Below are 21,597 nucleotides of genomic sequence, written 5' to 3' on the forward strand. Positions count from 1 at the left end.
CCGTCTCGCCGCTCCCGCGGCGATCCACCCTCTCCCACAAGGGGAGAGGGGAAGAAGGCGAAATCTAACGTCTCAAACCAGTATCGTAGGGTGGGCAAAGCGAAGCGTGCCCACCGCTTCTGTAGCCGTGTTGGATCGATGGTGGGCACGGCGCAAGTGCGCCTTTGCCCACCCTACGATTCCGAGCGCGCGGTAGACCCCCTCACGAGAGGGTGAAGAAGCACGAGCCATGTTTTCGTCGCTCGGTTGTGCTAATCAGCCGCCCATGCTCGACACCGTGCAACATCAATCGCAGCCGCAAGCCGGCGTGCCGCAGAACCATCTCGCCGAGGAGTTCGTCGAGACGCTGCGGCTGGCCGTGCCCATGATGCTGACGCAGCTCGGGCAGATCGCGATGATCACGACCGATCTCGCGCTGATCGGCAGGCTCGGCGAGGCTGCGGTCGCAGCGGCGGCGCTGGCGCATACGGTCTATTTCGTCAGCTTCACCTTCGGGCTCGGATTGATGTCCGCGGTGTCGCCGCTCGCCGCACAGGCGTTTGGCGCCGGCGATGCCAGGCGCATCCGCCGCTCCCTGCGCGTCGGATTGTGGGTCGCCCTGCTGATCTCGCTGCCGATGATGGCCTCGCCGCTCTATGGCGAGCACATCCTGATCGCGCTCGGGCAGGCGCCGCAATCGGCCGCGCTCGCCCAGCGCTATCTGTACGGGCTGGCCTGGGGCATCGCGCCGGCGCTCGGCTTCATCGCATTGCGCAGCATGATGAGCGCGGTGAACCGGCCGCAGGCGCCGCTGTGGATCACGCTCGCGGCGATCCCGGTCAATGCCGCGCTGGTCTATTGCCTGATCCATGGCCTGTTCGGCCTGCCGGAGCTTGGCCTGTTCGGCGCGGGGCTTGCGACCACGCTGGTCAATCTCGGCACCTTCGTCGCCGCGCTCGCCATCGCCGCGTGGCGAAAGCCGTTTGCGGACTATCAGCCGCTCGCCCATCTCTGGCGGATCGACTGGCCGCTGATGCGCCAGCTCATCGCGATCGGCGCTCCGATCTCGTTTTCGCTGCTGATGGAATATGGCCTGTTCTCGTCGGCAGCACTGCTGATGGGGCTGATCTCGACAGCCGCGATCGCCGCGCATCAGATCGCGCTTCAGATCACGGCCGTGCTGTTCATGGTGCCGCTCGGCATCGGCATGGCGGCCACCGTCCGGGTCGGCCATGCCTTCGGCCGCAACGAGCCGCTCGGGGTCAAGCGCGCAGGGCTCGTCGCGGCTGTGCTCGGGGTCGTGCTGGTCTCCGCCCTGACGGTCGCCATCATCCTCGGCCGCTACCAGCTGGGACGGCTGTTCTTCGGCTCCAGCGAGGCCAGCGCAGCAACCGTCGAGCTGACGGCGACACTGCTGGTGGTCGGCGCGACCTTCTTCATCGCCGACGGCCTCCAGACCATCGTCGGCGGCGCGCTGCGCGGCATCAACGACACCAGGATGACGCTGGTGTTCGCGGCGATCGGCTATTGGGGCGTCGCATTTCCCGTCGCCTGGCTGCTGGCTTTCAACGCCGGGCTTGGCGCGATCGGTGTCTGGATCGGGTTCTCGGTCGGGACGTTCGTCTATGCCGGGCTGCTGATCTTGCGCTTCCGGATGCTGACGCGCAGACTGGCGGGATGATCGGGACCGTTCGCGAAGTCACGCCTGAGGTCGATGCCGACGCCGTGCTGGCAGGCGCGCAGTTCATCGACGCCTTTCGCGTGGAGGTCGGCGCGACGACAGTGAACGCCCGCGAGGCCTGCGTCCGGATGGTTCTGCACGGGCCGCGCTGGATCGATGCGCTGCTGCGCCTGCGCAACATTCTGGTGACGCCGTTCGGCCTGAAGACATCGGGCGAAGGCGCACCGGCGCCCGGCGGCCTGATCGGCCTGTTTCCGGTGCTGAGCGAAACGCCGGAGCGGCTGGTCGCGGGCTTCGACGATTCTCACCTCGACTTCCGTCTCGTGGTCGATGTGGCGGGCGACGATGCGAGCCGCCGGGTGACCTCGACCACGCTGGTGCGGACCAATAACCTGCTTGGCCGCACCTATCTCACCCTGATCATGCCCTTTCACAAGCTGGTGGTCCGCGGCATGATGGGGCGCATCGTGGAGGCGGCCCGATGACCCTGTCGGTCGATCTCTTCTTCTCCTTCCGCAGCCCGTTCAGCTATCTGGCGCTGCCGAAGACGCTGAATCTCGTCGCGGACTACGACCTCGCGGTGAACCTGCGACCGGTCTATCCGCTCGCGGTCCGCGTGCCCGGCTTCTTCAAGAAGACCAATCCGCAGTTCATCCGCTATGTCGTGCTCGACAGTACGCGCGTGGCACAGCACGAGGGTATTCCCTTTCGTTTCCCCCGGCCCGATCCGATCGTGCAGGACAAGACGACGTTCGAGGTCGCGCCCGAGCAACCCTACATCCACCGCCTGACCCGGTTGGGTGTCATGGCTCAGCTCGAAGGCCGCTCGCTTGCGTTCGCCAACGCAATCGCCTGCACGCTCTGGGACGGCTCGGTCGCAGGGTGGAACGAAGGCGATCACCTCGCGCGGGCCGCCGAAAAGGCCGGCTTCGATCTCGCCACGATGGATGCCGCGATCAGCGCCGACCCCGACCGCTACGAGCAGGTGATCGCCGAGAACGAGAAGGACCACGCCGCCTCCGGTCATTGGGGCGTGCCGACCTTCGTGTTCGAGAACGAGCCGTTCTTCGGCCAGGACCGCATCGATCTGCTGGTCTGGCGCATGCGGAGCAAGGGCCTGAAGAGGCGCTAACTCATTCCGCCACGCGCGCGGACTTGTCGGACGAGGCTTCCGACCATTCGCCGACGACGCGATCGAGATCGCAGAGATTCTGGTGCATCTGCTCCAGCGAGAAGCCGATGGCGAAGAAGCGCTCGGCAGTGTCGCCGGGATGGCCGCGGAGCAGGCCGTCCTGGCGGACGGCTGCGACCGCCTCGGCATAGTGCTGGAGCGCGACGTGGACGGGATGGATCGCCGGCGCTCCCGCGCCTTCGCGCAGGGCCGCGGCGGCCGAGCGAAGAAAGCGTGTGATCACGGTCGAGACTTCCGTCAGGGGGCTCGCAAGCCGCATCTGCACCTCGACCGGCAGCGGCACCACCGTGGCACGGCCGATCATCACGACGTCATGGCGCAGCCGCAAGACGGTTCGCAGCAAGGGGCCGGTGTCGGGCCCGCTCGACAGCCGCGCGGAGCGCTCGCGCTCGGCTTCGGCTCCGATGGCGTTCATGCCCACCATGGCGGTGCCGATGCCGTCCTGGATCCGGTGCAGCGCGTCGTTGTCGCGGCCGCGCGTGAGACCCGCGAGCAACTCGGTGAAAGCATCCGCGATCAGCTCGAGCAGGAGCGCCGCGCTGGCGCGGATCTGCCGCACCGCGCGCGAAGGCAGCACCACGAAGGAGACCACCAGTCCCGTGATGCCCCCGACCGCAACCTCGCTGACGCGGTCGATCGCCGACGTCATGGGATCGGAGTGGTGCATGGTCGGCACCAGCAGCACGATCACGGCGGTGACGGTGGCCGCACTGAGGCTCGGATTGATCGCCGCGATGAAGGCGAGCGGGGCGACCGACAGCACCAGCAGACCCAACAGCCCCGCCTCGCTCGAATACGGGATCAGGATCGCGATGGCACCGCCATAGATCGCGCCACCGATGGTGCCGAGCATGTAGTCGCGCGTCGCTTTCAGCGAACGGCCGACGCTCATCTGGGTCACGATCAGCGAGGTCAGCACCGCCCAGAGCGGCAGCAACAGATGCAGCGCGGTAGCGATCGCATAGGCCGCGGTCGCAGCCACCGTGACCCGGATCGCCAGTCCCAATTGCGTCCGCCGCGACCTGACCCGGTCGAACAGCTGTTTTGCGAATGCCATCGTCGAATGTCCCGGTCCGATCCAAAATCATCAAAAGCATGGCTGATGCCCGCGGCCCCAAGCCCGCTTGAAAGGCCACATCAGCCCGCCTAACTTGCGCGCCGAAACGAGGAAACACGATGGCCCACGAAACCGCAACGCTCGCCGCCTACGTCGTCAATCTGACATACCAGGATATTCCGGCGGAGGTGCTGGATCGCGCCAAGGTGCTGACGCTGGACTTCCTCGGCAGCGCCATCCGGGCTCGCAGCGAAGCGGAATCCACCCCCTCGATCCTGAAGATGCTGGAAGCGCTCGCGCTCGACACCAAGGGCGAGTCCACCGTGTTCGGCGACAGCAAGACCTGGACGCCGGCGGTCGCCGCACTCCTCAACGGTGCGCTCGGCCATTCTCTCGACTTCGACGATACGCACGCGGATTCCTCGCTGCATCCGAGCGCGCCGGTTGTTCCGGCCGCCTTCGCCGTCGGCGAGATGGTGGGCGCCTCCGGGCGCGACGTGCTGACCGCGATCGTCGCGGGCTACGAGGTCTGCTGCCGGCTCGGCAACGCCCTCGACCCGACCTCGCATTATGCGCGCGGCTTCCATCCGACCGCGACCGCCGGCACCTATGGCGCGGCAGCCGCCGCCGGCAAGCTGTTCGGCCTGTCCGAGCCGCAGATCATCGCCGCTTTCGGCGTCTCCGGCAGCCAGGCCGCGGGCTCGCTGCAATTCCTGGTCAACGGCGCCTGGAACAAGCGCTACCAGGTCGGCGCCGCCGCGATGAACGGCGTGATCGCCGCGACGCTGGCGCGCAACGATTTCGTCGGCGCGACGGAATCGGTCGAGGGCAAGCACGGCCTGCTCGCCGGCTACACCGACGATGCGCATCCGGACAAGGCTGTTGCCGAACTCGGCAAGACCTACGAGACCATGAAGATCGGCGTAAAACCGTATCCGAGCTGCCGCTACACCCATGCGGCGATCGACGCGCTGATCGCGATGCGGCGCGAGCACAATCTGACGCCGGACCAGGTCAAGCGCGTCGAGATCGGCTTGCATCGGAACGGCATCACCTTGACCGGCGACGCCGCGACCAAGCGCCATCCGACCTCGATCGTCGGCGGCCAGTTCTCGATGTTCTTCACCGGCGCGCTCGCGCTCGACCAGGGCAGCTTCGGCTGGGACGACTACAACCGTCTCGGCGATGCCGCGATCGACGCGCTCGCGGACAAGTTCGACGTGGTGCAGGACGACCGCCTCGAGGTCGGCCGCACCCATCCGTTCGGCGCGCGCGTCAGCATCACCACGGATGACGGCGTGCACGAGCGGCTCTACGCCGACCCATCCGGAGAGCCGACCTCTTTCCCGGATGCGCAGGCGATGCAGCAGAAATTTTTGACGCTGGCCCGCCCGGTGCTGAATGCGCGCGCGGAGAAGTTTGCCGACGCGATCATGACGCTGGAGCGGTTCGATCGCGTGGCCAAGGCGACGGAGCTGGGAAGGTAGAAGGTTCGCGCCACACGAGCGCTGCACCCTCTCCCCTTGTGGGAGAGGGTGGCTTCGCGACAGCGAAGCCGGGTGAGGGGTCTCTCTCCGCGAGTCCAACTCACATTTGAATGCACGGACAGAGACCCCTCATCCGGCGCCATAGCCGAGGCTTCGCTTCGGCGTTCTAAAGAACGGCGGCCGAAGGCCGCCTATGCCACCTTCTCCCACAAGGGGAGAAGGAAGAAGGAGCGGCACTTCGCTCTGCTTGTCTCAATCCACCCCCGCCATCTTCCCCTTCTCGCGCGTGGCGGCCACCACGTCCCGCACGAGATCGAACACTCCGTCCGCCTGTGGCGGTGCGTTCAGCGAGCGTCCCAAGCGCACAATCACCAGACGCTCCGACGGGATCACGATGGTGTATTGCCCGATCGTGCCCTTGGCGAAGAAGGCATCGCGCGGCCAGCCGTGCGCGATGCGGAACTTCGCGCCAAAACTGTCGCCCTGGTTGGTCCAGAAGCCAGCGCCGATGCCGACCCAGGCATTCGGCGTGGCTGACGCCGAGTAGTTCACCCAGCCTTCGGGAAGGATACGCTTGCCGCCGGCGACGCCGTCATTGAGATAGAGCTGTCCGAAGCGCGCCCAGTCGCGCGCGGGGGCCAGCATCTCGCTCGAACCTTCGATCGTGCCGGCGCCGTCGAGCTGGAGCGTGACGTGACGCATGCCGAGCGGCGCGAACAATTCACGGCGCGCGAAGCGCAGTGCGTCCGCGGGCTTGCCGCCGGCGGCGTTGCGGATCAGATGCGCGAGCATGATGGTGTTGCCGTCGTGGTAGTTCCACACCGTGCCCGGCGCGGTGGCCAGCGGTATGCTTGCGGCGTAGGCGGCCATGTCGGTCTCGATGAATTTCATGCGATTGACGGGTTCGAAGGCGGAGCCGAGCGAAGCTTCCAACGAGCTGCCGAGCGCGAGGCCCGCGGTGTGCCGCAAGAGCTGGTCGACGGTGATGGCGCGGCGCGGATCATCCGGATGCGTCCACGCGGCGACCGGCGCGGGCCCGTCGAGCGTGAGCTGCCCCTGGCGCACCAGCACGCCTGTCAGCGCCGACATCACCGATTTCGTCATGGAGAAGCCGAGCAGCGGCGTCTCCGGGCCGATGCCATCCGCATAGCGCTCGGCGACGATGCGGCCCGACTTCAGGACGACGATGGCACGGGTGCGGCGGTAGGGCGGCTGCGCAGGCTCGGTGAAGGCACGGTCGAGCGCGGCGGCGAGCGCCCCGCTTTGCGGCGGCACAATTGCGGAGCCAGCGATCTCCGGCAGCAATGCGGGCTGCTTGTCATCGGGCGGCAGTTCGACGTCGGCGATATCGGCGCCATGCTCGAGCGTGCAGCCCAACCCTTCGCGATAGACGGCATGGCTGCGTCCGAGGCCGAACAGCGTCACCGTGACGTCCTTGCGAACGCGGTCGATCCGGTAGTCCATCGCCCAGGTGATCAGGCCGGTCCCGGGCATTGCGTCGGTGGTCTCGGTAAACGTGCGCTGCGGATCGAGGCCGGAGACGAACGTCTCGGCGCAGAGGATGTCGGCGAGGAAGCCGGTGGCAACCTGCGGCGCATTGCGGGCGCGGGCCGCGCCGAGCGCGAGGCCGATACAGGCGATGGCGGTGGTCAGGAGGATGATCTTGCGGCGGCGGGTCACGGGCTTTCTCCGGCTGGGGCGTATGCCGGAGATGAGGCCGGAGCGCGCAAGGCAGCGCTCGCCGAATTTGGAAAAGGGCTTGGCTGAAACTAAAGCGGGCTAGCTGATTCTGAAATCAGCTCGATATTCCAGAGGCTTAAAGACTAGCGGCGTTCAGCCGCCGATATTCCGTCGGCGTTACGCCCGTCACCGCCTTGAAGGCGCGGTTGAAGGGACCGAGCGACTGGAAGCCCGCGTCCATCGCAATGGTGATGACGGGGACCTCGGCCTGGGCGGGGTCGGCGAGCGCGGCCTTGGCTTCCTCGATCCGGTGGTTGTTCAGGAACACATTGAAGTTGCGGTAACCGAGCCGCTGGTTGATCAGCCGGCGCAGCCGGTATTCCGGAATTTTCAGCCGGGTGGCCAATACGCCGATGGTGATGCTCTCCTGGCGATAGATTCGCTCGTCCGCCATCAACCGCATCAAGGCGTCGATGAGCTTTTGATCGGCGGAATCATCGGCTGCAGGCTGACTGAAAATAGTCGGCGGTGCGGGCTCCGCCGCGGCCGGAAACAGATCTGCGCCATCAACGCGCATCATGGCGTAGACGATCGCCGCGACGGTGCAGGCGAGCACGCCGGCATTGAGGGTTTCGGCGACAGCGCCGACGTGTTGGCCGACGACGGCGATCTGGAGCACCGCATTCAGCCCGCCATAAAGCGCGATTGCGCAGACGATGAAGACACGAACGCGGCGGCGGCGCTCGACCAGGTCGGCCGGCCAGGAGGCGATCATCTGTCCGACCGCAAGCGCGATAAAACCCAGCACGATCAGATTGACCACCGTCACCGAGAACCGCACATGGCCGCTGGGGGCAATCCAGACGCAGCCTGCGAAGCTGAAGGCCACCACCAGCGCCCAGATCAGACCGTGCCACCAGCGGAGGCGAAACTCGTCGTCGAACAGGGCGCGTGTGAACAGCCAGAACACCACGATGGTGCCGGTCGACAACGCGACCAGAGGCGCATGCCAGAGCGGGATCCGCGACGTGACATCCAGCGAATAGCTCACAGCGTGCGCGACCGAGCTCAGCACGAAGGCGGCACCGAGGCGGGCAGCCAGCACGCTGCGAAAATCATGTAACAGCGACGCCGCCAGCACCAGCAGCAGCGCGACGCTGGCGGCGCGAAAGGCGAGCTCGGTTGCGGCAAGTGTCATCGGGCGATGCGGTCGGGCACGGTTGAAATCAGCCGAACATCGTTCGTTGGGACTGTTTTTTCAAGGACCATCCTAATGCGAGGGTTAGCGGCACCTCACTTTCAGTCGTCATCGCCCGGCCAGTGCGCAATTGCGCACTAGGACCGGGCGATCCAGTAGTCCGAGACAGTTGTGATTGAACCGATGGGCTGCGGCGTACTGGATCGGCCGCCTTCGCGGGCGATGACAGCGGAGTATGTTGCCCCGCCGCCCCACAACGTCTAGCCCCGTCCTTTGTCGCGACGGCGATGCGTAATCCTGCTACGATCGACTTCAAGAAAGCGAAAGGAACCGACCATGAGCTGGCAGCCCTCGAACGATCCCGTGCTCGGCGATCCCATGTCCTGCGATGCGCTCGACCTCGTCATCGTGCCGCGCACGCGCGATCTCGGTGACGGATTCGCGGTGCGGCGCGCGCTGCCGCATGGCAAGCGGCAGATGGTCGGGCCCTTCATCTTCTTCGATCATTTCGGCCCGGTGCAGTTCGTCTCCGGCAAGGGCATGGACGTGCGGCCGCATCCGCATATCGGGCTTGCCACCGTCACCTATCTGTTCGACGGCGCCATCATGCATCGCGACAGCGAAGGCAATGTCCAGGAGATCGCTCCCGGCGCGATGAATTTGATGACGGCCGGGCGCGGCATCGCGCATTCCGAACGCACGCCGGACGCACAGCGCGCCTCGGGCCAGCAGATGCTCGGCCTGCAAAGCTGGATCGCGCTGCCGGCCGGATCCGAGGAGATTGCGCCGTCGTTCCAGCACTACGGCGCCGGCGATTTGCCGATGATCTCCGAGCGCGATTTCACCGCGCGGGTGATCGCGGGCTCCGCCTTCGGGATCAGCTCGCCTGTTTCGATGGTGTCGCCCTGGTTCTACACCGAGGTCACGGCGATCGCGGGCGCGAGCATACCGCTCGACCCCGATCATGAGGAGCGCGCGATCTATGTCGTCGACGGCGAGGTCGAGATCGCGAACGAGCGCTATGAGGGGCCGCGACTGCTGATCTTCCGTCCCGGCGACCGCATCACCGTGAAGGCCGTGAGGCCCACGCGGATGATGTTTCTCGGCGGCGATGCGCTGGAGGGCCCGCGCCACATCTGGTGGAATTTCGTCTCTTCCAGCAAGGAGCGGATCGAGCAGGCCAAGCAGGACTGGAAAACCGGCCGCTTCGCCGCGGTTCCGCAGGAACATGAGTTCATTCCGCTGCCGGAATAGGCTAATCCGGTGTCCGGCCGCGCTATCCAGTGCGGCCGGATTGTCTTCCCGAAGGCCCTGCCCCATGACCACCATGCTCTCCAGCGACCTGCCCCTGCCCAAGATCGGCCGCGGCAAGGTGCGCGATATCTACGCCGTCGACGACGACCGCCTGCTGCTCGTCACCACCGACCGCATCAGCGCCTTCGACGTCGTGATGGGCGAGACCATCCCGATGAAGGGCGCAGTGCTGACGCAAATCAGCGCGTTCTGGTTCAACAAGCTCGAGGGCGTGGTGCCGCATCACATGATCAGCGCCGACACCGACGAGATCATTGCCGCCGTGCCGGCCCTGAAGCCGCACCGCGCCGAGATCCTCGGCCGCGCCATGCTGTCGCGCCGCACCACCGTATTCCCGATCGAGTGCGTCATCCGGGGTTATCTCTCGGGCTCGGCCTGGAAAGAATATGCCGCCAGCGGCACGCTCGCCGGCGAGAAGCTGAAGGCCGGCCTCGTCGAGAGCGAGAAGCTGGAGCCCTCGATCTTCAGCCCGGCGACCAAGGCCGAGACCGGCCATGACGAGAACATCACCATCGCGAAGATGCGCGAGGCCGTCGGCGACGAGGTCGCCTACACGCTCGAGAGCATGACGCGCGCGGTCTACACGCTCGGCGAGGAGCTCGCCCGCGAGCAGGGCATCATCATCGCCGACACCAAGTTCGAATTCGGCCGCGACAAGGACGGCCGCATCATCCTGATCGACGAAGTCATGACGCCGGACTCCTCGCGCTTCTGGGCCGTCGATGCCTACAAGCCCGGCCAGCCGCAGGCGAGCTTCGACAAGCAGCCCTTGCGCGACTACCTCGACGTCGAGCGCCGCGCCGGCCGCTGGAACGGCGACGCCCCGCCGCCCCCTCTGCCGGCGAGCGTGGTGGATGCGACCAGCAAGCGGTATCTGGAAGCGTATCGGCGGGTGACCGGGAAAGAGCTGAAGATTTAGGCAAGGCGGCTCGCGGCGCACGCCCCTCGTCGTCCCTGCGAAAGCAGGGACCCATACCGCGGAATCTATCGATCGCGGATGGCAGAGGTACCGAACGGCCAGTCTTCGCCAAACCACTCCTGGGGTTATGGGTCCCTGCGTTCGCAGGGACGACAGCGGAGCATGTGGCCAAGACTTCGGGTTTTCCCTCCACCATATGGTTGAGCATTCACACGTCGTGAACGGCGGTCTTCATCGCGAAACTGTCGGATATCTCATAGTTACAAGAATCCTGTTGCGCTAAGCCCGTACTCGTCTACGTCTCGGACGACATTTTTTCAGGCGCGAGCGCAACAGCGTGACCGATCCAGCAATTACTTTCAGCCCGGCTCCTCGATTCAATCCGGCCCTCAAGCGTGCGCTGAATGATATACTGGGCGGAAGCGCCGCCAGCGTCCTGACCGTCACATTCGGACTGTCCTATTCGCTGCTGATTTTCGCGGGTCCGCTGTCGCCCTATCTGTCCTACGGCATCACGGCGACCTTCGTCAGCTCCGCCGTGCTTGCGGTCGTCATCGGGCTCGGCAGCTCCCTGCCCTTCGCTGTTGGTGCCCCCGACAGCTCGACCGCGGCGGTGACGGGAATCCTGGCGGCCTCGGTGGTCGAGCGCATCGAGACCGCGAACCTGTCGGCGCCGCTGCTCTCGCCGGTCCTCATCACGCTCGGCCTGTCGACGGTGCTGACGGGATTGGTGCTTTGCGGACTGGGCCTGACGCGGCTGGGCCGCGCCATCCGCTACGTGCCTTATCCCGTCGTCGGCGGCTTCCTCGGCGCCACCGGACTCCTCATCGCCCTGGGCGCGGTCCGGGTGATCACCAACTACCCGCTGCAGTTCACGACGCTGCAACACTTCACTGACGGCACCACGTTGCTCGAGCTGGGCGCCGCCTGCGCGATGGCGCTAGTGTTGTACCTGACCTGGCATCGCTCGCGCAGCCCGTTCGGACTTCCGATCATCCTGGTCGGCGGCGTGCTCACGGCGCATCTGGCCTTCTGGATCACCGGCGTTTCATTCGATCATGCACGCGCCCTGGGCTGGACATTTCAGCCGCCGCCGCAGGCGGTCTTCATGCTGCCCTGGCGCACCGATGATCTCACCGGCTATCCCTGGTTTGCCGTGCCGGACCTGATCGGCAACGTGGTTGCCGTCATCTTCGTCACGGCCTCCAGCACGCTGTTTAACACCACCGGCATCGAGGTCGCCGTGCATCGCGAGGCCAATCTGGAGCGCGAGCTGAACGTCACCGGCGTCGCCAACATCCTGACCGGCATGCTGGGTGGCTATGCCGGCTGCAGCTCGATCAGCCGCTCGATCCTCAATTTCTCCAGCGGTGGCCGCGGGCGCCTGTCCGGCCTTACGGTCGCGGCACTGTCGCTGCTGATGCTTGCGGTCGCGCCCGAGCTGCTCGGCTTCATCCCGAAATTCGTCATCGGCGGCCTTCTGCTCTATCTCGGCGCCGACCAGCTCCACAAATGGATCATCGAGTCGCGCAAGCGGCTTTCGAAGCTCGAATATCTCTCCCTGATCGCCATCATCGTCATCATCGTGACCTGGGGCTTCGTGCCGGGCATCCTGATCGGCGTGATCATCGGCTGCGCGACGTTTGCGTTCAGCGCCGCGCGGGTGGAGGCGATCAAGTACAGTTTCGACGGCTCGGAATATCGCTCCTCGCTCGACCGCTCGCGCGACGACCAGGACGTGCTGCTCGCGCATGGCGGCAATATCCAGGGCCTCAACCTCCAGAGCTACCTGTTCTTCGGCTCCGCCAACCGGCTCTACCAGCACGTCAAGCAGCTGCTCCAGGAGCGCCCGGAGTGCCGCTACCTGCTGTTCGACTTCAAGCTCGTGACCGGCGTCGACTCCTCGGCCGCCTACAGCTTCGCCCAGATCAAGCGCGGCGCGCATGACCTCGGCGTCGAGCTGATCCTGGTGCACCTGTCGGCGGCGGCCGAGAAGGTGCTGCGCTCCAGCGACTTCGTCGGCGAGGGCGTCACCATCATCCCCGAGCTCGATCATGCGCTCGAATGGTGCGAGAACGAGATCATCTCGCAGCATCAGGGGCGGGTGCAGGAAGAAGCCAGCCTGCGCGACTGGTTCACAGGGATACTCGAGAGCGAGGCCGACGCCGACGCGCTGATTTACCGCTGCCAGCGCCTCGAGGTCGAGGCCGGCGAAATCATCGTCCACGCCGGCGCCCCCGCCGATTCCATGCATTTCATCCTCGACGGCCGTGTCGGTATCATGGTCCCCGCCGACGACGACCGCACCACGCGCGTACGCAGCCTCGGCCGCTACACCACGATCGGCGAGATGGGCCTGGTATCGAACACCCCGCGCAGCGCGACCATCCAGGCCGAGGTCGACAGCGTGCTCTACGTGCTCAACACGCACCAGTTCGACGCCATCAGGAACGAGGACCCCGCACTCAGCCACAAGCTGCTGACCTACTTCGTGTCGGTCATGGCCGAACGGCTGACCTTTGCAAACAGGACGATTGCGGTGTTGAGGCGGTGACCGCCCCCTTGGCTGCATCCGGGCTGCGATCTCGACTCCATTGATCCAGATCAAACCGGGAGCAAGCGACAAAAGAAAGCTGATCACCTCGGCTTTGACACAACAACGAGGGAGATCACCATGAGGCTGGTCGGCACCAAGCGAATGCTACTTGTTGCAGCCGCTCTGGGCTGTGGAATATTCGGCTCGACCAACTGGTCAAACGACGCCGGCATCGCGTTCGGCGTTCCAAGCGCTGAAGCCAGGGTTGGCCGGCCGGCAACCCCCGTGAGCGTCGCCGGCGTCGCACGTCGAACCACGCGACGCGCGGTCGTAGGGGGAGCGGCCGTAGGTGCGGCAGCCGCCGGCGCAGCATGCGTCCGCGTCTATGTGAACGGCGCCTACGTGTGCCGCTGATGCCATTCGCGCCGGCGAATTCAAATCGCCGGCGCGCGACGTCGATCGCCGGTCAGACCCCCGCCATCATCACGTATTTGATCTCGACATATTCTTCCATGCCGTGACGCGAGCCTTCACGGCCAAGGCCGCTTTCCTTGACGCCGCCGAAGGGTGCGACTTCCGTGGTGATCAGGCCGGTGTTGACGCCGACCATGCCGGATTCCAGCGCCTCGGCGACGCGCCAGACGCGGCCGAGATCGCGGGAGTAGAAGTAGGAGGCAAGACCGAACGGCGAAGCGTTGCACATCGCGACCACGTCGGCCTCGTCCTTGAAGCGGATCACCGGGGCGAGCGGCCCGAAAGTTTCCTCCTGCGACACCAGCGAGTCCGGCTTGACGTCGGCAAGCACGGTGGGCTCGAAGAAGGAGCGGCCGAGCTCGCTACGCTTGCCGCCGGTGACGATTTTGGCACCGCGCTTGACGGCATCGGCGATGTGCCGCTCGACCTTGTCGACCGCCTTCAGGTTGATCAGCGGGCCCTGCGTGACGCCGCTCTCGGTGCCGTCGCCGATCTTCATCGCCGCGACCTTCTTCGACAGTTTCTGCACGAACTCGTCGTAGATCTTGTCCTGGGCGTAGAGGCGGTTGGCGCAGACGCAGGTCTGACCCATGTTGCGGTATTTCGAGACGATCGCGCCCTCGACCGCGGCATCGATGTCGGCATCGTCGAACACCACGAACGGCGCATTACCGCCGAGCTCGAGGCCCAGCCGCTTCACGCCGACGGAGGCCTGCTGGTAGAGGATCTTGCCGACCGCGGTCGAGCCGGTGAAGCCGACGAAGCGGACCGCCGGGTGCTCGCACAGCACCTTGCCGATCGGCGGCGCATCACCGGTGATGATGTTGAGCACGCCCTTGGGGATACCCGCCTTCTCGGCGAGCACGGCCAGCGCCAGCGCCGACAGCGGCGTTTCGTTCGCGGGCTTCAGCACCACGGTGCAGCCGGCGGCAAGTGCCGGTGAGACCTTGCGCGTGATCATCGAGTTCGGGAAATTCCACGGCGTGATGGCGCCGCAGACGCCGATCGGCTGCTTGATCGCGAGCAGCCGCGCATCGGGTCGCTGCGTCGGGATGGTCTCGCCATAGACGCGGCGGGCTTCTTCGGCAAAGAACTCGATATAGGCCGCGCCGATGTCGACCTCGCCGAGCGCCTCGGACAGCGGCTTGCCCTGCTCGGAGGTGAGGATCAGCGCGAGGTCCTCGCGATTGGCGATGATCAGCTCGAACCATTTGCGCAGGATGTTGGAGCGCTGCTTGGCGGTGTGCTTGGCCCAGGCCGGAAAGGCGCGCTCGGCAGCTTCGACCGCCCTGGTCGTATCGTCGGCACCAAGCTGCGGAACTTTCGCGAGCTCGACGCCGGTCGCGGGATTGTTCACGGCGAAGACCGGCGAGCCGACCCAGGCGCCGTCGATGTAGCAGGCCTCCTTGAGAAGCGAGGGGTCCTTCAGCCGGTCGCGCAGATTGGACGTGGCTTGCGGGGCGCGTGCGGCGGCAGTCGGGGTCATAGCGTCACTCCTCAGGGCGCGATCGGATCGGCCCGGAATATAGGGGCAGACCCGGCGCAATGCACCGCCCCGCAACGCACATCTGCTGGCAGCTAAACAGGGAACGGCGTGGTTACGCCGCGCCGCTCATGTAGGTCTCGCGCCGGCCGATCATCCGTTCTGCGGCCGCCTTGGCGTCGGCCTTCGAGGACGTCGCGCAGGTCCGGTATTCGAGATCGGGAACGTCGGACGGGTTGCGGCGGCCGAACCAGTTCTTCGAGCCGACCGGCAGCAGCGCCAGCGCCTGCGCCAGATTGTCGACCGCGCCGAACGAATAGAGCGCGCCGGTGCCGGCGATGCGGACCTCGTAGATACCGGGCGAAATCGGCGCCTCGAGATTGTCGCCCCGTCCGGGACGGGGATAGCGCTTCCATTCACTCCAGGTCGAAATCATCTGAGGCCCCCTCGCGGCGGATCGGTGTCCGCCAAAATTTGCATCAAGTCTTAACGTCGGCCATCGGGCCGCGTGCTGAAACGCCGCAACGCACAAAATGTTTCAAGTGCTTTCAAACACGCGAAACATATCGCCAGAGCCCATCCGCGGTCACGGCGAGCTGCGGCCATCCACCGCAGATTGTGACGGAGTGTTGCAGTTCAGCCGCCTCTCGTCCTGCGCGGGGCGCGGACCGTCAAGTCACGACATCGCGACCGGTGCGGGCATCTGGACGCGCTTGCCGCGCGGCGCGTGCGGGAGGACAATCAATCGCTTCCAACAATAATTAAACCAGAGGAAACGCGTATGCAAAGCAAAGCCCAGATCGACGAGATTCTGCGCCAGAAGAGCGACGCCAAAGAGATTCCCGGCGTCGTCGCGATCGCCGCCAGCGGTAACGACGTGATCTACCAAGGCGCGTTCGGCCAGCGCGACCTGTCGAAGCCAGACCCGATGACGGCCGACAGCGTGTTCTGGATCGCCTCGATGACGAAAGCTGTGACATCAGCGGGCGCGATGCAATTGGTCGAGCAGGGCAAGCTGTCGCTGGATGCGCCGATCGGTTCGCTGCTGCCCGATCTCGCCAAGCCGCAGGTGCTCGAAGGCTTCGATGCCAAGGGCGAGGCGAAGCTGCGGCCGGCGAAGGGGCCGATCACGCTGCGCCAGCTCCTGACCCACACCGCGGGCTTTGCCTACAACATGTGGAACGGCGATCTCGGGATCTACCTGGAGAAGACCGGCATCCCCGCCATCACCACCTGCCAGAACGCGGCGCTGAAGACGCCTGTCATGACTGATCCCGGCACGCGCTGGGAATACGGCACCAATATCGATTTCGTCGGCAAGGCGGTGGAAGCCGTCAGCGGCAAGCGGCTCGATGCTTATTTGCGCGATAACCTGTTCACCCCGCTCGGCATGAGCGAAACCGCTTTCAAGATCACCGACAACATGCGCAAGCGCCTGGTCGGCATGCACGCGCGCGGCGAGGACGGCCAGCTTGCCGCGATCCCGTTCGAGCTCGAGCAGGAGCCGGAATTCCACATGGGTGGCGGCGGCCTCTATTCGACCGCGGCCGACTACATCAAGTTCACCCAGATGATCCTGAACAAGGGCCGCGGCAACGGCAATCAGGTGCTGAAATCAGAGACGATCGCCATGATGGGGCAAAACCAGATGGGCGATCTCACCATGGGCAAGCTGACCACGGCCGCGCCGATGTACACCAACGACGTCGATCTCTATCCGGAGCAGGTCAAGAAGTGGGGCCTCAGCTTCATGATCAACACCGCCAAGACCGCTGAAGGGCGCAGCCCGAACAGCCTCGCCTGGGCGGGCCTTGCCAACACCTATTACTGGATCGACCCTGCGCGCGACGTCACCGGCGTGATCCTGATGCAGCTGCTGCCGTTCGCCGACGCGAAATGCCTGGAGACGTTCGCCGGCTTCGAGCGCGGTGTGTATGCCGGGCTCGATGCAGGGAGCGGGAAGAAGGCGGCTTAGCCACTTAAGTATGAGGCGCGCGGCGTCGCGCGCCTTGGCCACAATCGATAACCTCGTGCCCAAAGCCATCGGCTTCAGGCACGAGGCATCAGCTTTGAGGAGACGAACTTGGCGGACGATCTGGCAGGCAAGGCCGACAGCTACGTTTGCGGCATCTCGGACACGCCGCTGCTCGGCGACACCATTGGTCGCAGCCTCGACCACGCCGTGCGGCGCTGGGGTAAGCGCGAGGCGCTGGTCTCGCCCAGCCACGCCGTCAGATGGACCTGGACCGAATTCGCCGCGCGCGTCGATGCGCTCGCCGCCGGCTTTCTCGCGCTCGGCCTCGAGCGCGGGCAGCGGATTGGCATCTGGTCGCTGAACCGGCCGGAATGGACACTGACCCAGTTCGCCGCCGCCAAGGCGGGCCTGATCCTGGTGACGATCAATCCCGCCTACCGGCTCAGCGAGCTGGAATTCGCGCTGAAGAAAGTCGGCTGCGCGGCGATCGTCACCGCGACGGCGTTCAAGACCAGCAATTACATGGAGATGCTCAACACGCTGCTGCCGGAGCTGGCAAGCGCAAAGCCCGGACAGTTGCAGGCGGCGCGATTGCCGGACCTGCGGATGGTGATTCAAATCGGCGGCCCGGCAGCATCAGGCACTGTCGCCTTCGAGGAGGTCGCGCGCATGGGCGGTGCCGAGCATCGGGAGCAGCTTGCAGCGCTCGGCGCCGCCCTGCAGTTCGACGATCCCGTCAACATCCAGTTCACCAGCGGCACCACGGGATCGCCGAAGGGCGTGACGCTGACGCATCACAACATCCTCAACAACGGCTATTTCACCGGCCGCGCGATGCGCCTGACCGATCAGGATCGCATCTGCATTCCGGTGCCGCTCTATCATTGCTTCGGCATGGTGATGGGCAACCTCGCCTCCGTCACGCTTGGCACGACGATGGTCTATCCCGGCGAGGGTTTTGATCCGCTCGCGACGCTACGGGCGATCGAACAGGAGAAGTGCACCGCGCTGTACGGCGTGCCGACGATGTTCATCGCGGAACTCGATCATCCCGAATTCAAGACGTTCGACCTGACGTCACTGCGCACCGGCATCATGGCGGGCGCGCCCTGCCCGATCGAGGTGATGAAGCGCGTCAACACCGAAATGAACATGCGCGAGGTCACCATCGCCTACGGCATGACCGAAACCAGCCCGGTCAGCTTCCAGAGCGCGACAGATGATCCGCTCGAACGACGCGTCTCCACGGTGGGACGGATTCATCCGCATGTCGAGGTCAAGGTCGTCGATCTCGAAGGCAGGATCGTCAAGCGTGGGGAACGCGGCGAGCTCTGCACGCGCGGCTACAGCGTCATGCTCGGTTATTGGGACGAGAAGGAAAAGACGTCGGACGTGCTGGATGCCTACGGCTGGATGCACACCGGCGATCTCGCGACCATCGACGACGAGGGCTATTGCAACATCGTCGGCCGCATCAAGGATCTGGTGATCCGCGGTGGCGAGAACCTCTATCCGCGCGAGATCGAGGAATTCTTGTACCGTCACCCCAAGATTCAGGACGTGCAGATTTTTGGTGTTGCCGATACGCGCTACGGTGAAGAGCTCTGCGCCTGGATCCGCGTCAGGCCGGGCGAGACACTGACGGCCGAGGAGGTCCGCGCCTTCTGCCAGGGCCAGATCGCCCACAACAAGATCCCGCGCTATGTCGAGTTCGTCGACGAATTTCCGATGACCGTGACCGGCAAGATCCAGAAATTCGTGATGCGGGATGCGGTGGAGCAACGTCTGGGGTTGAAGGCTGCGAAGACGGCGTGAGGTGCTGAGCGCTCTCGCCATACGCACACTGTCATTCCCCGCGAAGGCGGGGAATCCAGTACGCCGCGGCTTCTCCGTATTCCACAGGCGTCTCTGGAATACTGGGTCGCCCGGTCAAGCCGGGCGACGACAGCGGAGTTAAACCGTCAGCCCGCGCTGCTGGGCGAGCTCTTTCAGCGACACTTGCGGACGTGCGCCGATGTGCTGGATCACTTCGGCGGCCGCGAGCGCGCCGAGCTCGCCGCACTGCTTGTGGGCGAGATTACGCGCGAGGCCGTACAGGAAGCCGGCCGCGAAGAGATCACCGGCGCCGGTGGTGTCCACCAGCTTCGTGATCGGCGAGGCCGGCGCGGCGACAGCGTCGGTCGGCGTCACCACCACGCAACCCTTCTCGCTGCGGGTGACGACGCCGAGCTTGACGTCGTTGCGCAGCTGCTTCAGCGCGGTGTCGAAATCCGAGGTCATGTAGAGCGAATGCAACTCGGATTCGTTGGCGAAGACGATGTCGACGGTGCCGTTACGCATCAGCCCCAAAAACTCGTCGCGATAGCGGTCGACGCAGAACGAATCCGACAGCGTCAGCGCCACCTTGCGCTTCGCGCCATGGGCGATCTCGGCCGCCTTGACGAAGGCATCCTTGGCGTTCTTGGGGTCCCAGAGATAGCCCTCGAGATAGACGATGCCGGCAGCAGCGATCTCGGCCGGATCGATGTCGGCCGGCGACAGATCCTGCGCCGCGCCGAGATAGGTGTTCATGGTGCGCTCGCCGTCACCCGTGACCAGGATGTAGGAACAGCCGGTCGCGGGGCCGTCCTTTGCGGCGGGCGTGTTGAAGGCGACGCCGGCGGCGCGGATGTCGTGGACATAGAGCTTGCCGATCTGGTCGTCCTTGACCTTGCCGACATAGGCCGCGCGTGCGCCGAGGCTGCCGATGCCGACGATGGTGTTGGCGGCCGAGCCGCCGGAGACTTCCGTCGCCGGGCCCATGTCCTTGTAGATGGCGGCGGCCCGGGCCTCGTCGATCAGGGACATGCTGCCCTTGGTCATGCCGTGCTTGCCCAAAAAGGCTTCATCGGTCTTGACCAGCACGTCGAACAGCGCGTTACCGATCCCGAGAACGTCATATTTCACGTCAGCCATTCACCTTGATCCTGTTTGGCGGATTGCGATTGCCGCAAGAATCCGCTTCCTGTCGGCCTGAAATCTGGCTCGCGGCCTATCACGACCGGCCCTTCGCGGGCAAGCAACGGTATTATTACAGGCAATGATCCGCTCCTTCCTCACCGTCTCGACGGGAACACTGGCCTCGCGGCTGCTGGGCTTTGCCCGCGATTCCCTGATCGCGGCGCTGCTCGGCACCGGCGCCGTGGCGGATGCGTTCCTGGCAGCCTTTCAGCTGGTCAACGTGGTGCGCCGCCTGCTCAGCGAGGGGGCCCTGAATGCCGCGCTGATCCCGGCCTGGCTGCGCGTCCGTGAACGCGACGGTGAGGCGGCCGCATCAGCGTTCGCCGGGCGCGTGCTCGGCACGGTCAGCGCGGCCCTGATTGCGATCTCGATCGTCATTGCGCTGATGATGCCGCTGATCATCACGGTGATCGCGCCCGGGTTTCTCGGCAGCGGCACGCTCGACCTCGCCGTCCAGAACGCGCGGCTGATGCTGCCTTATCTCGCCTTTGCCGGCCCCGTCACCGTGCTGATGGGGCTGCTGAACGCGCAAGGGCGCTTTGCGCTCACCGCGTTCTCGCCGCTGCTGTTCAATATCGCCCTGATCGCCGCAATCGCCGTGCTCCTTGTCTGGCATGCCGATGCCAGCTTCGACGCGTGGATGCTGGCCGCCACCGTCGGTGTCGCCGGTCTGCTGCAATTGCTGATGCTGCTGTCGCAGCGAAGCGCGCGGCTTGCGACGCCGCTGCGCGTCAGCGTCGACACGGAGATGCGCGGCTTCTTCGCCAAGGCCATTCCCGGCATGATCGCAAGCTCGGGGCCGCAATGGCTGATGGTGGCCGGCGCGATCATCGCCTCCGCCACGCCCTCCGCCGTGTCCTGGCTCTATTTCGCCAACCGCCTGATCGAATTGCCGCTCGGCATCGTCGGCGTCGCCATGGGCACGGTGCTGGTGCCGGAGCTGACGCGCGCGGTGGGTAGCGGCGACCGCGACGCCGTGGCGCATGCGGAGTCGCGTGCGCTGGAACTCGCGACCGGGCTGGCGCTGCCGGCGACGCTCGGCCTGATCGTGCTGGCCGAGCCGATCGTGCGGCTGTTGTTCGAGCATGGCGCCTTCGGTGCGGAGGACAGTGCGGCGACCGCGCACGCGCTGATGTGGCTGGCGCTGGGGCTGCCGGCCCACGTGCTGATCAAGGCCTTGTCGCCGGCCTACTTTGCCCGCGGCGACACGATGACGCCGCTGCTGGCCACCGCCAAGGGATTCGTGGTCGCGGTCGCGCTCGCCGTCGTGCTCGGACACGTCTTCGGCGCAAGCGGGATCGCCGCCAGCATCGCGGCCGGCGCCTGGAGCAGTGCACTCTCGCTGCTCCGGAAGGGCACCGGCGAGTTCGGCTTCTCGGTCGATACGGCCGCCCGCAGCCGGCTGCCGCGGATCGTGCTCGCCGCAAGCGCCATGGGCGCCCTGCTCTGGCTGACGAGGGGTCTCGTGGCTGCCGAGGCACATGGCCTGATCCGCTTCATCGTGCTGGGCGTGCAGATCGCGGCCGGAATCGCCGTCTATGGCCTGCTCCTGCAAATTCTCGGCGCCGCCTCCTGGCGTGAGGCGGTTAACGCCTTGAGACGGCCGGCCTAGACCGCCCTCG

Annotated in this window: 17 protein-coding genes; 11 read left to right on the top strand and 6 right to left on the bottom strand. The window is 65.7% G+C overall.

What is annotated here, in order from left to right; all coding sequences use genetic code 11:
• The first annotated feature begins 265 nt into the window (after nt 1-265).
• The 3 genes from NLM15_RS00050 to NLM15_RS00060 are packed head-to-tail and all read left to right on the top strand — an operon-like array spanning nt 266 to nt 2,792.
• On the top strand, nt 266-1,660 hold the full coding sequence (locus NLM15_RS00050) for an MATE family efflux transporter (protein WP_254114626.1): 1,395 nt from the start codon (nt 266-268) through the stop codon (nt 1,658-1,660).
• Complete coding sequence (locus NLM15_RS00055) at nt 1,657-2,145, top strand: DUF2867 domain-containing protein (RefSeq protein WP_254114627.1); 489 nt, start codon at nt 1,657-1,659, stop codon at nt 2,143-2,145. The genes NLM15_RS00050 and NLM15_RS00055 overlap by 4 nt, the downstream gene beginning before the upstream one ends.
• Nucleotides 2,142-2,792, top strand: coding sequence for a 2-hydroxychromene-2-carboxylate isomerase (locus NLM15_RS00060; protein ID WP_254114628.1), 651 nt, complete (start codon nt 2,142-2,144; stop codon nt 2,790-2,792). Before NLM15_RS00055 ends, NLM15_RS00060 begins: the two co-directional genes overlap by 4 nt.
• Nucleotide 2,793: 1 nt before the next feature.
• Here NLM15_RS00060 and NLM15_RS00065 read toward each other — a convergent pair whose 3' ends face one another.
• On the bottom strand, nt 2,794-3,909 hold the full coding sequence (locus tag NLM15_RS00065; protein ID WP_254114629.1) for an aromatic acid exporter family protein: 1,116 nt from the start codon (nt 3,907-3,909) through the stop codon (nt 2,794-2,796).
• A gap of 119 nt (nt 3,910-4,028) precedes the next feature.
• Between NLM15_RS00065 and NLM15_RS00070 the strand changes: the two genes are divergently transcribed.
• Nucleotides 4,029-5,396 (top strand): MmgE/PrpD family protein, encoded by a 1,368-nt coding sequence (locus NLM15_RS00070; protein ID WP_254114630.1) that lies wholly within the window; start codon nt 4,029-4,031, stop codon nt 5,394-5,396.
• A 252-nt stretch (nt 5,397-5,648) separates the two neighbouring features.
• On the opposite strand, the gene NLM15_RS00075 is transcribed toward NLM15_RS00070, so the two are convergent.
• Both NLM15_RS00075 and NLM15_RS00080 read right to left on the bottom strand, forming a co-directional pair.
• Nucleotides 5,649-7,076 carry a serine hydrolase gene (locus tag NLM15_RS00075; protein ID WP_254114631.1) on the bottom strand — a complete coding sequence of 476 codons (1,428 nt, stop codon included), beginning with the start codon at nt 7,074-7,076 and terminating at the stop codon, nt 5,649-5,651.
• A gap of 136 nt (nt 7,077-7,212) precedes the next feature.
• Nucleotides 7,213-8,274, bottom strand: a complete 1,062-nt coding sequence (locus tag NLM15_RS00080; RefSeq protein ID WP_254114632.1) for a helix-turn-helix domain-containing protein — start codon at nt 8,272-8,274, stop codon at nt 7,213-7,215.
• Between the two features lie 336 nt (nt 8,275-8,610).
• On the opposite strand from NLM15_RS00080, the gene NLM15_RS00085 reads away from it, so the two are divergent.
• The 4 genes from NLM15_RS00085 to NLM15_RS00100 all read left to right on the top strand — a co-directional run bounded on the left by NLM15_RS00085 (nt 8,611) and on the right by NLM15_RS00100 (nt 13,457).
• Nucleotides 8,611-9,528 carry a pirin family protein gene (locus tag NLM15_RS00085; RefSeq protein ID WP_254114633.1) on the top strand — a complete coding sequence of 306 codons (918 nt, stop codon included), beginning with the start codon at nt 8,611-8,613 and terminating at the stop codon, nt 9,526-9,528.
• 64 nt (nt 9,529-9,592) lie between these two features.
• Complete coding sequence (locus NLM15_RS00090; RefSeq protein WP_254114634.1) at nt 9,593-10,507, top strand: phosphoribosylaminoimidazolesuccinocarboxamide synthase; 915 nt, start codon at nt 9,593-9,595, stop codon at nt 10,505-10,507.
• A gap of 337 nt (nt 10,508-10,844) precedes the next feature.
• Nucleotides 10,845-13,061, top strand: a complete 2,217-nt coding sequence (locus NLM15_RS00095; RefSeq protein WP_254114635.1) for a SulP family inorganic anion transporter — start codon at nt 10,845-10,847, stop codon at nt 13,059-13,061.
• Between the two features lie 120 nt (nt 13,062-13,181).
• Nucleotides 13,182-13,457, top strand: coding sequence for a hypothetical protein (locus NLM15_RS00100; protein WP_254114636.1), 276 nt, complete (start codon nt 13,182-13,184; stop codon nt 13,455-13,457).
• Between the two features lie 52 nt (nt 13,458-13,509).
• On the opposite strand, the gene NLM15_RS00105 is transcribed toward NLM15_RS00100, so the two are convergent.
• Together NLM15_RS00105 and NLM15_RS00110 are read right to left on the bottom strand one after the other, a co-directional pair.
• On the bottom strand, nt 13,510-15,003 hold the full coding sequence (locus NLM15_RS00105) for an NAD-dependent succinate-semialdehyde dehydrogenase (RefSeq protein WP_254114637.1): 1,494 nt from the start codon (nt 15,001-15,003) through the stop codon (nt 13,510-13,512).
• A gap of 112 nt (nt 15,004-15,115) precedes the next feature.
• Nucleotides 15,116-15,436: a hypothetical protein gene (locus NLM15_RS00110; RefSeq protein WP_254114638.1), complete on the bottom strand. Its 321-nt coding sequence runs from the start codon at nt 15,434-15,436 to the stop codon at nt 15,116-15,118.
• Nucleotides 15,437-15,781: 345 nt separating this feature from the next.
• Here NLM15_RS00110 and NLM15_RS00115 point away from each other — a divergent pair, with 345 nt between their 5' ends.
• Together NLM15_RS00115 and NLM15_RS00120 are read left to right on the top strand one after the other, a co-directional pair.
• Nucleotides 15,782-16,975, top strand: coding sequence for a serine hydrolase (locus tag NLM15_RS00115; protein WP_254114639.1), 1,194 nt, complete (start codon nt 15,782-15,784; stop codon nt 16,973-16,975).
• 120 nt (nt 16,976-17,095) lie between these two features.
• On the top strand, nt 17,096-18,790 hold the full coding sequence (locus NLM15_RS00120) for an AMP-binding protein (RefSeq protein ID WP_254124112.1): 1,695 nt from the start codon (nt 17,096-17,098) through the stop codon (nt 18,788-18,790).
• A gap of 138 nt (nt 18,791-18,928) precedes the next feature.
• On the opposite strand, the gene NLM15_RS00125 is transcribed toward NLM15_RS00120, so the two are convergent.
• Nucleotides 18,929-19,930, bottom strand: coding sequence for an adenosine kinase (locus NLM15_RS00125; RefSeq protein ID WP_254114640.1), 1,002 nt, complete (start codon nt 19,928-19,930; stop codon nt 18,929-18,931).
• 124 nt (nt 19,931-20,054) lie between these two features.
• On the opposite strand from NLM15_RS00125, the gene murJ reads away from it, so the two are divergent.
• Entirely contained in the window at nt 20,055-21,587 is a 1,533-nt protein-coding gene (gene murJ / locus NLM15_RS00130; RefSeq protein WP_254114641.1) for a murein biosynthesis integral membrane protein MurJ, read from the top strand.
• Nucleotides 21,588-21,597: the final 10 nt, after the last annotated feature.

Origin of the sequence: Bradyrhizobium sp. CCGB20 (assembly GCF_024199855.1) — a bacterium.
Taxonomy (GTDB): domain Bacteria; phylum Pseudomonadota; class Alphaproteobacteria; order Rhizobiales; family Xanthobacteraceae; genus Bradyrhizobium.